Consider the following 12598-nt stretch of genomic DNA (forward strand, 5'->3'; position numbering starts at 1 on the left):
TGCGCGCTTTTCAAGATCTCCCCGAACGCCCGCATCGACGGGCCTGCCGGAACCCGCCGCACCGCTGGAGCACACTTTGAGTTCATCGTCACCCCGTCTTTCGCGCCGCGCGTTTTCGCTCGCGGCCGCGTCGTCCGTTCTCGCCGCCTGCACTACCACGAGCGGCGGCAATTCAGGCGAAACGGCGATCGTCACGCCGCCGGCGCCGCCGAAGGCAGAACCGCAACAACCGATGCGTATCGGGCTCGCGCTCGGCGGCGGCGCCGCGCGCGGCTTCGCGCATATCGGCGTGATCAAGGCGCTCGAGGCGCGCAACGTGCGCGTGGATCTCGTCGCGGGCACGAGCGCCGGCTCGGTCATCGCGGCGCTGTACGCATCGGGGATGAGCGGCATCGCGATCAACAAGCTCGCCCTCACGATGGACGAAGCCTCGATCAGCGACTGGGCGATGCCCTTTCGCGCGCGCGGCATCCTGCAAGGCGTCGCGCTGCAGAACTACCTGAACAGGACGCTCGACAACCGTCCGATCGAAAAGATGGCGAAGCCGCTCGGCATCGTCGCCACGGATCTGAAGAGCGGCCAGCCGATTCTCTTTCAGCGCGGCAACACGGGCGTCGCTGTGCGGGCGTCGTGCAGCGTGCCGTCGATTTTCGAGCCGGTGAAGATCGGCGATCGCGAGTATGTCGACGGCGGGCTCGTGAGTCCGGTGCCAGCGGCGTTCGCGCACAAGATGGGCGCGGATTTCGTGATCGCCGTCGATATTTCGGCGCGGCCGGAAAGCGGGCTGACATCGAGCTCGTTCGACGTGCTGATGCAGACCTTCACGATCATGGGCCAGACCATCAAGGCCTACGAGCTCGACAAATACGCGAACGCGGTCGTTCGCCCCAACCTCAACGCGATGAGCAGCAGCGATTTCAGCCAGCGCAATGCATCGATTCTCGCGGGCGAGGAAGCCGTCGCCAAGATGTGGCCGACGTTGCAGCGACAGCTCGCGGAGCGCGGCGCGAAGGTCTGAACTTCTGCAATGCGAAGCATCGGCGCAAAAGAATGCCCGCAAAACAAAACGGCGGCTTCTCACGAAGCCGCCGTCATGGCGAATTAGAACCGGTCAGTAGTCCGCGTCCTCGATCCAGGCCGCCTGGATTGCCTCGAGAATCTTCTCGTTGGACTTTTCGGGATCGTCGTCGAAACCGTCGAGTTCGGTGATCCAGCGATGCAGGTCAGTGAAACGCACATATTGGGGATCGACATCCTGATGCGCGTCGGTGAGTGCCATCGCGATCTCCTGGGTATCTGTCCACTTCATGGGCGAGCCTCCTGTCAGTGATTTTCTTTGGCGTGATTGATGGAGTACCGCGGGATCTCGACCACCAGATCCTCGTCGGCAGGCACCATTGCCTGACATGATAACCGCGATGTCGGTTCGAGACCCCACGCTTTATCGAGCAGATCGTCCTCGTCTTCCTCGGACGGCTCGAGCGCGTTGAAGCCCTCGCGAATGATGACGTGGCACGTCGTGCACGCGCACGATTTCTCGCAGGCGTGCTCGATCTCGATGCCGTGATCCAGCAGATTGTCGCAGATGCTCTTGCCGATGTCGGCGTCGATCACCGCGCCGTCCGGGCAAAGCTCCACGTGAGGCAGCACAACGATTTGAGGCATGTTTCGTAATTTCTCGAATAGGATGATTTAGACGTCGTCGAGCTTGCGGCCCGCGAGCGCGCGGCGGATGCTCTTGTTCATGCGGCGCGCGGCGAATTCATCGGTGCCGGTGGCGAGCGTCTTCGTCGCATCTTCGATCTTCTCGACCGAATCGCCGTTCGCGAGCGCCGCCAGTTCGGTCACGAGCGCGACGATTTGCGCGCGTTCATCGTCGTCGAGCAGTTCGCCGTCGGTTTCGAGCGCAACGTGCGTCGCTTCGATGAGACGCTCCGCTTCCACCTGCGCCTCGCGCAACGCACGCGCGCGCATGTCCGTCTCGGCGGTCTTGAAGCTCTCTTCGAGCATGCGGGCGACTTCGTCGTCGGCGAGTCCGTACGACGGCTTCACGACCACCGACGCCTCCACGCCCGACATCTGCTCGCGCGCGAACACGGACAAGAGACCGTCCGCGTCGACCTGATAGGTCACACGAATGCGCGCCGCGCCCGCCGCCATCGGCGGAATGCCGCGCAACTCGAAGCGCGCGAGCGACCGGCAATCGGACACGAGTTCGCGCTCGCCCTGAACGACGTGGATCGCCATCGCGGTCTGGCCGTCCTTGAAGGTCGTGAAATCCTGTGCGCGCGCGGTCGGGATCGTCGAATTGCGTGGGATGATTTTCTCGGTGAGGCCGCCCATCGTTTCGACGCCGAGCGACAGCGGAATCACGTCGAGCAGCAGCCAGTCGTCGCCTTCGCCGCGACGGTTGCCCGCGAGCAGATCGGCCTGAATCGCAGCGCCCAGCGCGACGACCTGATCTGGATCGAGATTGATGAGCGGCGGCTGGCCGAAGAACGTTTCGACCGCGCGGCGGATCACCGGCATGCGCGTGGCGCCGCCAACCAGTACGACGCCCTTGATGTCCTTCGCGGCGACCTTCGCATCGCGCAGCGCCTTTTTCGTCGGCGTGAGCGTGCGCGCGACGAGCGCCTCGGTCAGCGCGGCGAACTCCGCTTCGGTCACGGCGACATCGATCTGCTGGCCGGTCGAGAGCGTCGCCTGGACGCGCGTTTCGTTCGTCGACGACAGCGCTTCCTTCGCGTTGCGAACGAGATCGAGCAGCAGGCGCACGTCTTCCGGCGCATCGACCGACACGCCCGCCGCCGTCAAGACGTGCCGATACAGCGCGTGATCGAAATCGTCGCCGCCGAGCGCGGAATCGCCGCCCGCCGCGAGCACTTCGAAGACGCCTTTCGTGAGCTTGAGAATCGACAGATCGAATGTGCCGCCGCCGAGGTCGTAGACGGCGTAGAGGCCTTCCGCGCCGTTATCGAGACCGTAAGCGATCGCGGCTGCGGTCGGCTCGTTGAGCAGGCGCAGCACGTTCAGGCCGGCGAGCTTCGCCGCGTCCTTCGTCGCCTGACGCTGGGCTTCGTCGAAATAGGCGGGCACCGTGATCACCGCGCCGACGAGATCCTCGCCGAGCGTGTCTTCCGCGCGATAACGCAGCGTCGCGAGAATTTCCGCCGATACTTCGACCGGGCTTTTCACGCCGTCGACGGTGCGAATCTGCACCATGCCCGGCGCGTCGATGAAATCGTACGGCGCGTTCTCCGCGCCCTCGACCTCGCTCTTGCCGCGGCCCATGAAACGCTTGACCGAGACGATCGTATTGCGCGGATCGATGACCGCTTCTTCCTTCGCGGCGCGGCCGATGCGCCGTCCGCCCTTCTCCAGATAGCGCACGACCGACGGCAGCAGCACGTGGCCGTCCTCGTCGGGCAGCGCTTCGGGCACGCTGCTGCGCACGGCCGCGACGAGCGAGTTCGTCGTGCCGAGATCGATGCCGACCGCCACGCGCCTTTGATGCGGCGCCGGCGCCATGCCGGGTTCTGAGATTTGCAGTAAAGCCATCGTTGGTCTTATGGGGTTGTATGCGGCGCGTTTGCCTTTAGTGTTCGAGCCGTTCGATCTGCGCGCCGATTTCATGCGCCACGCGTTCGATGAACATCAACTGACGCACGGCCTCGCCCGCCGCCTGATCCGACTTGCTGTCGATCAGCGCCTCGAGCTTGGTGAAGCGCATGCGCTCTTCGTCGCGCAGTTCGTCGAGCAGCGCTTCGAGCGCACCGATGTTCTTCGCGTTCGCCGCATCCTCGATATTTTCGCGCCATTCCATCTGCTGCATCAGGAACGCCGGCTCCATCGCGGTGTTGTTCTCCGCGCCGACGTCGATGCCGCGCTGCGCGAGCATATAGCGCGCGCGCTTCAGCGGATCGCGCAGCGTCTGATACGCCTCGTTCGCGTGCGTGGCCCACTGCATCGCGAGACGCTTCTGCGCATCGCCGGCCGCGGCGAAACGGTCCGGATGCACTTGCGCCTGCACGGTGCGATAAGCGTCGTCGAGCTTCTGCTGGTCGACGGCGAAGGTCTGCGGCAGATCGAAGAGATCGAAGTGACTGTCGGTGAGCGTGGCCATGCTATGTCTGTGAATTCAGTGTGCGCGAATGAAAAAGGCGGCACGCGCCGCCTCTTTTGCCGATACCGCCGGCGTCATTCCCGTCAGACGCGGAACGATTCGCCGCAGCCGCATTCGTCCTTCGCGTTCGGATTGTTGAACTTGAAGCCTTCGTTCAGGCCTTCGCGGGCGAAGTCCAGCTCGGTGCCGTCGAGATACGGAAGACTCTTCGGATCGATCACGATCTTCACGCCCGACGACTCGAACACGGTGTCTTCCGGTGCGAGCTCGTCGACATACTCGAGCTTGTACGCGAGGCCCGAACAGCCCGTCGTCCGCACGCCCAGCCGCAAGCCGACGCCCTTGCCGCGCCGCGTCAGATACTTCTGTACGTGTTGTGCCGCTTTATCCGTCAACGTGATTGCCATAGTCTTCGCTTCTCTCTTCGGGGCGCCGCCCCGGACGCCCGTCGTCACAATTACGCCGCTGCCTGCTTCGATTCCGCCGCTGCCGCTTCCGGCGCCGCGACGCCATGACGCTGCTTGTAGTCCGCAACCGCCGCCTTGATCGCGTCTTCCGCGAGGATCGAGCAGTGGATCTTCACCGGCGGCAGCGCCAGTTCTTCGGCGATCTGCGTGTTCTTGATGGTGAGCGCCTGATCCAGCGTCTTGCCCTTCACCCATTCGGTGACGAGCGAGCTCGATGCGATCGCCGAGCCGCAGCCGTAGGTCTTGAACTTCGCGTCCTCGATCACGCCATCCGCGCCCACGCGGATCTGCAGCTTCATCACGTCGCCGCACGCCGGCGCGCCGACCATGCCGGTGCCGACGGTGTCGTCGTCCTTCGAAAACGAGCCGACGTTACGCGGGTTTTCGTAGTGGTCCAGAACCTTGTCGCTATAAGCCATGATTCAAACTCTCCTAATATTCGGTGTCGCGTGGCGCTCAGTGGTCGCTTAGTGCGCAGCCCACTGGATGGTCGAGATGTCGATGCCGTCCTTGTGCATTTCCCAGAGCGGCGACAGATCGCGCAGTTTCGCGATCTTGTTCTTCAGCAGGTTGATCACATAGTCGACGTCCTGCTCGGTGGTGAAGCGGCCGACCGTGAAGCGGATCGAGCTGTGCGCGAGTTCGTCGTTACGGCCGAGCGCGCGCAGCACATAAGAGGGCTCGAGCGACGCCGACGTGCACGCCGAACCCGACGACACCGCGACGTCCTTCACCGCCATGATCAGCGATTCGCCTTCGACGAAGTTGAAGCTGATGTTGAGGTTGTGCGGCACGCGGCGTTCCATGTCGCCGTTGACGTACACCTCTTCGATGTCCTGCAGCCCCTTCAGCAGACGGTCGCGCAGCATGCGGATGCGCTCGTTCTCCGTCGCCATTTCCTCACGCGCGATGCGGAACGCTTCGCCCATGCCGACGATCTGATGCGTCGCGAGCGTGCCCGAACGCATGCCGCGCTCGTGACCGCCGCCGTGCATCTGCGCTTCGATGCGCACGCGCGGCTTGCGACGCACGTACAGCGCGCCGATGCCCTTCGGACCGTACGTCTTGTGAGCCGAAAACGACATCAGATCGACCTTCAGCTTTTGCAGATCGATTTCGATCTTGCCGGTGGCTTGCGCCGCATCGACGTGGAAAATGATGCCCTTCTCGCGCGTGATCTCGCCGATCGCCTCGATGTCCTGAATCACGCCGATTTCGTTGTTCACGCTCATCACGGAGACGAGGATCGTGTCCGGACGGATCGCCGCCTTGAACTTTTCCAGATCGATGAGACCGTCGTCCTTCACGTCGAGATACGTGACTTCGTAGCCTTCGCGCTCCAGCTCACGCGTGGTGTCGAGCACGGCCTTGTGCTCGGTCTTCACGGTGATGATGTGCTTGCCCTTGCTCTTGTAGAAGTGCGCCGCGCCCTTGATGGCGAGGTTGTCCGATTCCGTCGCACCCGACGTCCAGATGATCTCGCGCGGATCGCAATTCACGAGCGCCGCGACGTTCTCGCGCGCTTCCTCGACCGCACGCTCCGCATCCCAGCCGTACTGGTGGCTGCGCGAGGCCGGATTGCCGAACTGCTCGCGAAGATACGGAATCATCTTGTCCACCACGCGCGGATCGACGGGGGTCGTCGCGCTGTAGTCCATGTAAATGGGCAGGTGGGGAATATCGTTGTTCATCAGTCGCTCCGGGAAAATCGGTCAAAGCTCTTGGCTGGGACGCTTTCGTCTGCGCGCGCGGCTCGCGCCGGCGCGGCGGTTATGTCATCCGGCCAGATTGAAAATGGAATTCGGCCCCTTGGGCACGACACGCGCGGCCTCGACGCCAGCCGATTCCGCGCGCCGGTCGCGCAGCACCGCCGACGAACCTTCGCGCGCACGCTGCTGGTCGACCAGATCCTTCAACGAGACGGAATCGAGATACTCGACCATCTTCTGGTTCAGTGTCGCCCAGAGCTCGTGCGTCATGCAGTGGCCGTCGTGCTGCTTCGTGCCTTCGCACGTGCCCTTGCCGCCGCACTGTGTGGCGTCGATCGGCTCGTCGACCGCGATGATGATGTCGGCAACCGTGACGTTCTCCGCGCGGCGCGCGAGGTTGTAGCCGCCGCCCGGTCCGCGAACCGATTCGACGATCTCATGCCGCCGCAGCTTGCCGAAGAGCTGTTCGAGGTAGGAAAGCGAGATGCGCTGGCGCTGACTGATGCCTGCCAGCGTCACCGGGCCCTGCTCCTGGCGCAGCGCCAGGTCGATCATCGCCGTGACGGCGAAACGGCCTTTCGTGGTGAGTCTCATAATTGGGGGCTAACGCTAATACTCGATGGTTTTCGTCAAGTATAAATAGCCCACGTTTTTAGTCAAGTATCCGGGGCGAGATAAGTAGTCTTTTAACGCGTTTTTTTCGGATCGCGCGGCCGCGCCGCCGCTCAGGCAGTCAACTGAGCGCGTAAGGCTTTCAGCAAGCCTTCACATGCGTCCTCGCATTGGTCGAGCACTTTTTCGAAGCCCTCTTCGCCACCGAAATAGGGATCGACCACCACGCGGCTGTCGTCGCGCGTCGCGAACTCCATCAGCAGGCGAATCTTGTCGCGGTGGTCGGACGGGCAGACTTCCGCCAAGGCGGCGGCGTTGGCGTCGTCCATGACGATGAACAGATCGAAGCGCGCGAAATCGGCCGCGGCGACCTGACGGCCGCGCAACTTCGACAGATCGTAGCCGCGCTTCTTCGCTGCCTTTTGCGCGCGTTCGTCCGGTGGCTCGCCGATGTGCCAGTCGCCGGTGCCCGCCGAATCGATCACGATGCGCTCAGCCAGTTTCGCGCGCTCGACGAGGTCGCGCATCACCGCTTCCGCGCTGGGCGAGCGGCAGATATTGCCGAGACAGACGAAGCAGACCGCGATCGAGTTCATCTAAAGCGGGGAAAAGTCGTGATGTCCGGCGTCGATAGAAACAGCACCGGAATGCGTCCCGAATTATACAAAGGGGCACAAATTCTCGCCCACACGGCTCATTCCATCTTGCGCAACGCTTTCATCGCTCGTCCCGATGGATGTCATGCGTGATGAAGCGCGACTCGCCGTTGGGCATGTCGAGCCAGTCGCGATGCGCAAGCGTGCGGCGCATATCGGAGAGACCGCTTTCCCAGTGTTCGCGCATTGTCGAAAAGCCGAACTGGTAGTCCTTGAAATGCCCCTCGTACTCTTTTTGCCGGTATATCAGGTGGATGATGTTGTAACGCTTCGAACATGCCAGTTCGGCGGCGAGCCTGCACCATTCGTCGCCCTCGCGGACGTCTTCGGGCACGAGATCGAGAACGTGCTGCAACACGTTACGGTAGCGCTGCGCGCGCTGCATCTGATCCGTGACGAGACGCGTGCGGCTCGAATACTGCACGTCCTTCACGCGCCCCATCACGTCGACGATGCTGTCGGGCACCGGCCCGCGCGCGCTCCACAGATCGACCTGGAAGGCGAGCGTGTCGCGGCGCGGCGTCGCCTGCGCGATTTCGTAGAGCGGCGTGTTCGACATGAGACCGCCGTCCCAATAGAACTGGCCGTCGATCTCGACTGCGGCGAAGCCCGGCGGCAAGGCGCCCGAGGCAATGAAATGCTCGGCGCGCAAGCGGATCTGCGTGTTGTCGAAATACGCGAAGTTGCCGGTCGCGACGTTCACCGCGCCTACCGACACGCGCGTTTCGCCGGAATTGATGCGGTCGAAATCGCAAAGCCGCTCGAGCGTGGCCTTGAGCGGCGTGGTGTCGTAATAGCTCGCGGTCTGCGGCGAGCTCGACGCGATCGGCGACGGCGGCGGAAAGCGCGGGATGAAAAATCCCTTCTGCCCTTCGACGATCGCACCGAAAGCCTGCATCGCGGTGAACGCCTTGCGAATTTCGTCGGCGGAATCGAATAGCGCGCGCTCGAGGAACGCGGGCAACGGGAAACCGAACGCGGGCCGGCAGATCGTCTCCCAGAATTCAAGCAGACGCGTCACGCGATGCTCGGGCGCGTTGCCCGCGATGATCGCCGTGTTAAGCGCGCCGATCGAGATGCCGGCGATCCAGTTCGGATGGATGTCCGCCTCGTGCAACCCTTGATAGACGCCCGCCTGATAGGCGCCGAGCGCGCCCCCGCCCTGGAGCATGAGCGCGATCGTCTCGTAGGGCGGCAGGTGCACGCGGGTTTGCTGCCCGGCGGACGCCCGAGTCCGCGCGCCTTCCCGTCCTATGACTTCTTCGTTCTCGATTTCCGACATCCCGCGCGTTCTCCTTATTGCATGAACCAGCCGTGACTCACGACGAACGATTGCCCCGTCAGCGCCGCCGTTTCGAACGCGGAAAGGAAGAGCACGGTCTGAGCGACGTCCTCGACGGTCGTGAATACGCCATCGACCGTACCACCGAGCATCACGCGCCTGACGACTTCTTCCTCGCTGATTTTCAACTCCTTGGCCTGCTCGGGAATTTGCTTGTCGACGAGCGGCGTACGCACGAAGCCCGGACAGACGACGTGCGAGCGCACGTTGTGCTTCGCGCCTTCCTTCGCCAGCACGCGCGCGAGGCCGAGCAGTCCGTGTTTCGCGGTCACATAGGCGGACTTCAGCGGCGACGCCTCGTGCGAATGCACCGAACCCATATAGATCACTACCCCGCCGCGATCGTCCTTGTACATATGCTTGAGCGCGGCTTTGGTGGTGAGAAACGCGCCGTCGACGTGGATCGCCATCATCTTCTTCCAGTCGGCGTACGCGTAGTTTTCGATGGGATTGACGATCTGAATGCCCGCGTTCGACACGAGGATGTCCACAGAGCCCAGTTCCGCAGCGACGCGATCGATGCCCTGATTGACGGCGTCTTCGTTCGTCACGTCCATCGCGATGCCGATAGCCTTGCCGCCCTTGCCGCGGATCTCTTCGGCGACCGCGTCCGCGCCCGCCTGATTCAGATCGGCGATGGCGACCGCCGCGCCCGCGCCGGCGAGCGTGAACGCGATAGCCTTGCCGATACCGCTCGCCGCGCCCGTCACGATCGCGGCCTTGCCGTCGAGCTTACCGTTTGATGACATGCGAACCTCCTATCCAGTGGGAAGACATCGGGTGTATGACAACATCCGTCGGCACGGCTATCAAGCTGGCCGTTCGGCATAGGAAAAGTCGGGCGAAACTCAGAACGCTTAGGCCGTTCGGCCGACTGTTCATGAAAGTCCGGGAGCGGTTATTGTGCATGAAGGACGCAATGCGCCGCAGCACGCGCTGGGCGTCGTGAGTCATGCAGCGCACGGGGTCGGCTAGAATAGGCGCCCTTCCGCCGCACCTTTTCATTTTGCTTCTCGCGCCCAACGCGGGCCTCCTGTCATGCTCAGTTACCGTCACGCCTTTCATGCGGGCAACCACGCCGATGTGCTGAAACACGCGATCGTCATTCAGATGCTTCGCTATCTCGGCCAGAAGGACAAATCGTATTGGTATGTCGACACGCACGCCGGCGCCGGAGTGTATTCGCTCACCGAAGGCTTCGCGACGAAGAACGCCGAGTTCGAGACGGGCATCGGCAAGCTTTGGGATCGCGGCGACCTGCCGGCGCTGCTCGCCGACTATGTCGACGAAGTGAAGGCATTGAATCCCGATGGCGGTCTGCGTTTCTATCCCGGCTCGCCCTATCTGGCCTGGCGCACGATGCGCGAGCAGGATCGCATGCGGCTTTTCGAGTTGCACAGCACGGAAATCGACGTGCTGCGCCACAATTTCCGCGATGCCGGCCGGCGCGCGATGATCTACGAAGGCGACGGCTTCGACGGCATTAAGGCGATTCTTCCGCCGCCGCCGAGGCGTGCGCTCGTGCTGATCGATCCGTCGTACGAGGACAAGCGCGACTACGCCCGCACGATTACGTGCCTCGAAGAAAGTATCAAGCGCTTCTCGACCGGAACGTATGCGGTCTGGTACCCCATCGTCACGCGCCAGGAGTCGCAGCGTTTCGCCGATCAGCTGAAGGCCATCCAGCCGAACGGCTGGCTGCATGCGGCCCTCACGGTGAGGAAACCGCCGACGGACGGCTTCGGGTTGTTCGGCAGCGGCATGTTCGTAATCAACCCGCCCTACACGCTGGCGAAGGAACTGAAGGAATCACTGCCCTACCTCGTCGACGCGCTCGGCGAGGACGGCAACGCTTCGTTCAAGCTTGAACATCGCGCCGACTGAGCACGGTTTCGGGGTCAGGGATGAGGCGCGCGCGGAGTTCTGGGGCGCACGCCGCCGCCAGGCTGAACGGGCACCGTGTTCTGTCCGCTTGAATATTCGACGTATGGTGAAACGACGATGGGCGGTTGAGCCTCCTGCGGGATGCCGGGCAATGTCGCCATCGGCACCATGCCCGGGCCGCCGAGCGGGCCGCTCTGGAGCACCGTGCCGCTCACGCCGCTGTGGATACCGGTTTGCGTATCGAGTACGAGCGGTTCGCCGCCCGGCTTGGCGAGCGCCGGTTGCGAGCCGGGCAAGACTGCGGCGAGCGCGATGCAAACCTGCGTGACTTTCGTGATTCGATGGCGGAACCCGATATTCGTCGTGTCATTGATATGGCCTGGCATCGCGCGCTCTTTTGTGTAGACGAAACCGCTTTACCTTACCCCGGTGGCAAGCTTTAGGCTAGGTGGTTCGACACATAAGCAGCCTTGCAACCGCCCCTTCCACAGGAGATACGATGAAATCAACAAGAATCGCACTTGCCATCTTCACCATCCTCTGCAGCGCAAGCGTGAATGCCCAGACCGCCGCGCCGGCGAGCGATGCAATGCCAGGCATGAATATGGAACAGCACGAGCCGAAGCCGACGGACGTCTCGTCCACCGCCGCGTTCCAGGCCGCCGATCAGAAAATGATGTCGGGCATGTCGAGCATCGAGTACACGGGGGACGCCGACCGGGATTTCGTCGCGCACATGATTCCGCATCATCAGGGCGCGGTGGAAATGGCGAAGGTCGAACTGAAGTACGGCAAGGACGCCAAGCTGCGCAAGCTGGCGAAGGACATCATCGCCGCGCAGAACAAGGAAATCGCATTCATGAAACAGTGGCTGGAGCAGCATCCGCACAAGCAGTAAAACGCTCCGCTCACGTGACGAGCAAAAAGCAAAAGCCCAGCAATTGCGGGGCTTTTGCTTTCACATCGGGCGTGTTCGACGCCAGGAACGAAACGCTTAAGCGTTGTAGCCGTTCGTTTCCAGCGAGCGGATGCGCTGTTCAAGCTGGACGATGTCCGTCGATTGCGCAAGATAGGCTTCGCGGCGGCGCTGCTCGGCGGCTTCAAACCAGATGCTCAGTTTTTCGATGAGGAATGCAAACATGGTGTTCTCCAAGGTCTTCGAAAGATCCCTGGCGGTTCGGGTCAGGGATTACCCGCGTTAGGGAATACCCGGATTATAGGGGAGAACGTCCGTGCCGGGGTAGTGAAATGCTTGAATAGTGTGCATTCGGATTCGGAATGGTGCAGGCCGCATTCTTGCTTAAACCACTGATTTCTCGTATCAATTCGCTCTTTGTCAACAATCTGGTCGTTGCACATGCACCCATTTAGGGCATTACTGCGCCAGCTTGTCCAAGATCGGGCAATCCGGCCGCGCGTCGCCGTGACAATGATTAGCCAGATGCGACAGCGTGTCGCGCATCTCGGTTAATTCGGCGATCCGCCGGTCAAGTTCCGCAACGTGTTCCAGCGCAATCGACTTCACCTCCGCGCTCGCCCGCGACCGGTCCTGCCACAAGGCGAGCAGCTTGCGGATATCGTCGACGAGAAAACCGAGCCGGCGTGCCTGCCGCACGAAACGCAGCGCGTGGACCTCGTGATCGCCATACACGCGATATCCCGATGACGTCCGTCCGACCGGATTGAGCAATCCGACGCTCTCGTAGTAGCGGATCATTTTCGCGGTCACGCCCGAGGCGCGGGCCGCTTCGCCGATATTCATCGTCTGCTCCTGAAAAATGTCATTCCGACTCTACACCTTCCCA

17 protein-coding genes are annotated in these 12598 nt (G+C 62.5%); 3 read left to right on the plus strand and 14 right to left on the minus strand.

The window, feature by feature from the left end:
* The first annotated feature begins 43 nt into the window (after positions 1–43).
* Positions 44–1018 carry a patatin-like phospholipase family protein gene (locus LDZ23_RS08360; RefSeq protein ID WP_250439922.1) on the plus strand — a complete coding sequence of 325 codons (975 nt, stop codon included), beginning with the start codon at positions 44–46 and terminating at the stop codon, positions 1016–1018.
* A 93-nt stretch (positions 1019–1111) separates the two neighbouring features.
* Here the strand turns inward: LDZ23_RS08360 and iscX are convergent, their stop codons facing one another.
* The 11 genes from iscX to LDZ23_RS08415 form a co-directional block, all read right to left on the minus strand.
* Entirely contained in the window at positions 1112–1309 is a 198-nt protein-coding gene (gene iscX / locus LDZ23_RS08365) for a Fe-S cluster assembly protein IscX (protein WP_008349212.1), read from the minus strand.
* Positions 1310–1323: 14 nt separating this feature from the next.
* Positions 1324–1665 (minus strand): ISC system 2Fe-2S type ferredoxin, encoded by a 342-nt coding sequence (gene fdx, locus LDZ23_RS08370; RefSeq protein ID WP_008349211.1) that lies wholly within the window; start codon positions 1663–1665, stop codon positions 1324–1326.
* A gap of 27 nt (positions 1666–1692) precedes the next feature.
* A complete protein-coding gene (gene hscA, locus LDZ23_RS08375; RefSeq protein WP_034473214.1) occupies positions 1693–3558 on the minus strand; it encodes a Fe-S protein assembly chaperone HscA in 1866 nt (621 codons plus the stop codon).
* A 37-nt stretch (positions 3559–3595) separates the two neighbouring features.
* Complete coding sequence (gene hscB / locus LDZ23_RS08380; RefSeq protein WP_008349209.1) at positions 3596–4123, minus strand: Fe-S protein assembly co-chaperone HscB; 528 nt, start codon at positions 4121–4123, stop codon at positions 3596–3598.
* An 83-nt stretch (positions 4124–4206) separates the two neighbouring features.
* On the minus strand, positions 4207–4530 hold the full coding sequence (iscA, locus tag LDZ23_RS08385; RefSeq protein ID WP_008349207.1) for an iron-sulfur cluster assembly protein IscA: 324 nt from the start codon (positions 4528–4530) through the stop codon (positions 4207–4209).
* A 50-nt stretch (positions 4531–4580) separates the two neighbouring features.
* The gene (iscU, locus tag LDZ23_RS08390; RefSeq protein WP_008349206.1) at positions 4581–5009 is read right to left on the minus strand and encodes a Fe-S cluster assembly scaffold IscU; all 429 of its coding nucleotides are present in this window, start codon (positions 5007–5009) and stop codon (positions 4581–4583) included.
* 48 nt (positions 5010–5057) lie between these two features.
* Positions 5058–6281, minus strand: coding sequence for an IscS subfamily cysteine desulfurase (locus LDZ23_RS08395; protein ID WP_008349205.1), 1224 nt, complete (start codon positions 6279–6281; stop codon positions 5058–5060).
* Positions 6282–6365: 84 nt separating this feature from the next.
* On the minus strand, positions 6366–6893 hold the full coding sequence (gene iscR / locus LDZ23_RS08400; RefSeq protein ID WP_008349204.1) for a Fe-S cluster assembly transcriptional regulator IscR: 528 nt from the start codon (positions 6891–6893) through the stop codon (positions 6366–6368).
* Between the two features lie 131 nt (positions 6894–7024).
* Positions 7025–7507, minus strand: coding sequence for a low molecular weight protein-tyrosine-phosphatase (locus LDZ23_RS08405; protein ID WP_244807396.1), 483 nt, complete (start codon positions 7505–7507; stop codon positions 7025–7027).
* Between the two features lie 121 nt (positions 7508–7628).
* Complete coding sequence (locus LDZ23_RS08410) at positions 7629–8849, minus strand: DUF3734 domain-containing protein (protein WP_051996637.1); 1221 nt, start codon at positions 8847–8849, stop codon at positions 7629–7631.
* A 14-nt stretch (positions 8850–8863) separates the two neighbouring features.
* Positions 8864–9658, minus strand: a complete 795-nt coding sequence (locus LDZ23_RS08415) for a 3-hydroxybutyrate dehydrogenase (protein ID WP_008349201.1) — start codon at positions 9656–9658, stop codon at positions 8864–8866.
* 289 nt (positions 9659–9947) lie between these two features.
* Between LDZ23_RS08415 and LDZ23_RS08420 the strand changes: the two genes are divergently transcribed.
* Positions 9948–10793 carry a 23S rRNA (adenine(2030)-N(6))-methyltransferase RlmJ gene (locus tag LDZ23_RS08420; protein ID WP_008349200.1) on the plus strand — a complete coding sequence of 282 codons (846 nt, stop codon included), beginning with the start codon at positions 9948–9950 and terminating at the stop codon, positions 10791–10793.
* 14 nt (positions 10794–10807) lie between these two features.
* On the opposite strand, the gene LDZ23_RS08425 is transcribed toward LDZ23_RS08420, so the two are convergent.
* Entirely contained in the window at positions 10808–11179 is a 372-nt protein-coding gene (locus LDZ23_RS08425) for a hypothetical protein (RefSeq protein WP_008349199.1), read from the minus strand.
* A gap of 113 nt (positions 11180–11292) precedes the next feature.
* Between LDZ23_RS08425 and copM the strand changes: the two genes are divergently transcribed.
* Complete coding sequence (copM, locus tag LDZ23_RS08430) at positions 11293–11691, plus strand: CopM family metallochaperone (RefSeq protein WP_008349197.1); 399 nt, start codon at positions 11293–11295, stop codon at positions 11689–11691.
* Between the two features lie 96 nt (positions 11692–11787).
* On the opposite strand, the gene LDZ23_RS08435 is transcribed toward copM, so the two are convergent.
* On the minus strand, positions 11788–11934 hold the full coding sequence (locus LDZ23_RS08435) for a DUF3563 family protein (RefSeq protein ID WP_008349196.1): 147 nt from the start codon (positions 11932–11934) through the stop codon (positions 11788–11790).
* Between the two features lie 234 nt (positions 11935–12168).
* Entirely contained in the window at positions 12169–12555 is a 387-nt protein-coding gene (gene cueR / locus LDZ23_RS08440; protein ID WP_008349194.1) for a Cu(I)-responsive transcriptional regulator, read from the minus strand.
* Positions 12556–12598 lie beyond the last annotated feature (43 nt).

Source organism: Caballeronia zhejiangensis, assembly GCF_022879815.1.
In the GTDB taxonomy this organism is placed as follows: Bacteria; Pseudomonadota; Gammaproteobacteria; order Burkholderiales; family Burkholderiaceae; genus Caballeronia; species Caballeronia zhejiangensis.

Excerpts from the sequence above, each read along its gene's own strand:
- iscX (WP_008349212.1), bottom strand. The coding sequence starts at position 1,309 with ATGAAGTGGACAGATACCCAGGAGATCGCGATGGCACTCACCGACGCG.
- fdx (WP_008349211.1), bottom strand. The coding sequence starts at position 1,665 with ATGCCTCAAATCGTTGTGCTGCCTCACGTGGAGCTTTGCCCGGACGGC.
- hscA (WP_034473214.1), bottom strand. The coding sequence starts at position 3,558 with ATGGCTTTACTGCAAATCTCAGAACCCGGCATGGCGCCGGCGCCGCAT.
- hscB (WP_008349209.1), bottom strand. The coding sequence starts at position 4,123 with ATGGCCACGCTCACCGACAGTCACTTCGATCTCTTCGATCTGCCGCAG.
- iscA (WP_008349207.1), bottom strand. The coding sequence starts at position 4,530 with ATGGCAATCACGTTGACGGATAAAGCGGCACAACACGTACAGAAGTAT.
- iscU (WP_008349206.1), bottom strand. The coding sequence starts at position 5,009 with ATGGCTTATAGCGACAAGGTTCTGGACCACTACGAAAACCCGCGTAAC.
- LDZ23_RS08395 (WP_008349205.1), bottom strand. The coding sequence starts at position 6,281 with ATGAACAACGATATTCCCCACCTGCCCATTTACATGGACTACAGCGCG.
- iscR (WP_008349204.1), bottom strand. The coding sequence starts at position 6,893 with ATGAGACTCACCACGAAAGGCCGTTTCGCCGTCACGGCGATGATCGAC.
- LDZ23_RS08405 (WP_244807396.1), bottom strand. The coding sequence starts at position 7,507 with ATGAACTCGATCGCGGTCTGCTTCGTCTGTCTCGGCAATATCTGCCGC.
- LDZ23_RS08410 (WP_051996637.1), bottom strand. The coding sequence starts at position 8,849 with ATGTCGGAAATCGAGAACGAAGAAGTCATAGGACGGGAAGGCGCGCGG.
- LDZ23_RS08415 (WP_008349201.1), bottom strand. The coding sequence starts at position 9,658 with ATGTCATCAAACGGTAAGCTCGACGGCAAGGCCGCGATCGTGACGGGC.
- LDZ23_RS08420 (WP_008349200.1), top strand. The coding sequence starts at position 9,948 with ATGCTCAGTTACCGTCACGCCTTTCATGCGGGCAACCACGCCGATGTG.
- LDZ23_RS08425 (WP_008349199.1), bottom strand. The coding sequence starts at position 11,179 with ATGCCAGGCCATATCAATGACACGACGAATATCGGGTTCCGCCATCGA.
- copM (WP_008349197.1), top strand. The coding sequence starts at position 11,293 with ATGAAATCAACAAGAATCGCACTTGCCATCTTCACCATCCTCTGCAGC.
- LDZ23_RS08435 (WP_008349196.1), bottom strand. The coding sequence starts at position 11,934 with ATGTTTGCATTCCTCATCGAAAAACTGAGCATCTGGTTTGAAGCCGCC.
- cueR (WP_008349194.1), bottom strand. The coding sequence starts at position 12,555 with ATGAATATCGGCGAAGCGGCCCGCGCCTCGGGCGTGACCGCGAAAATG.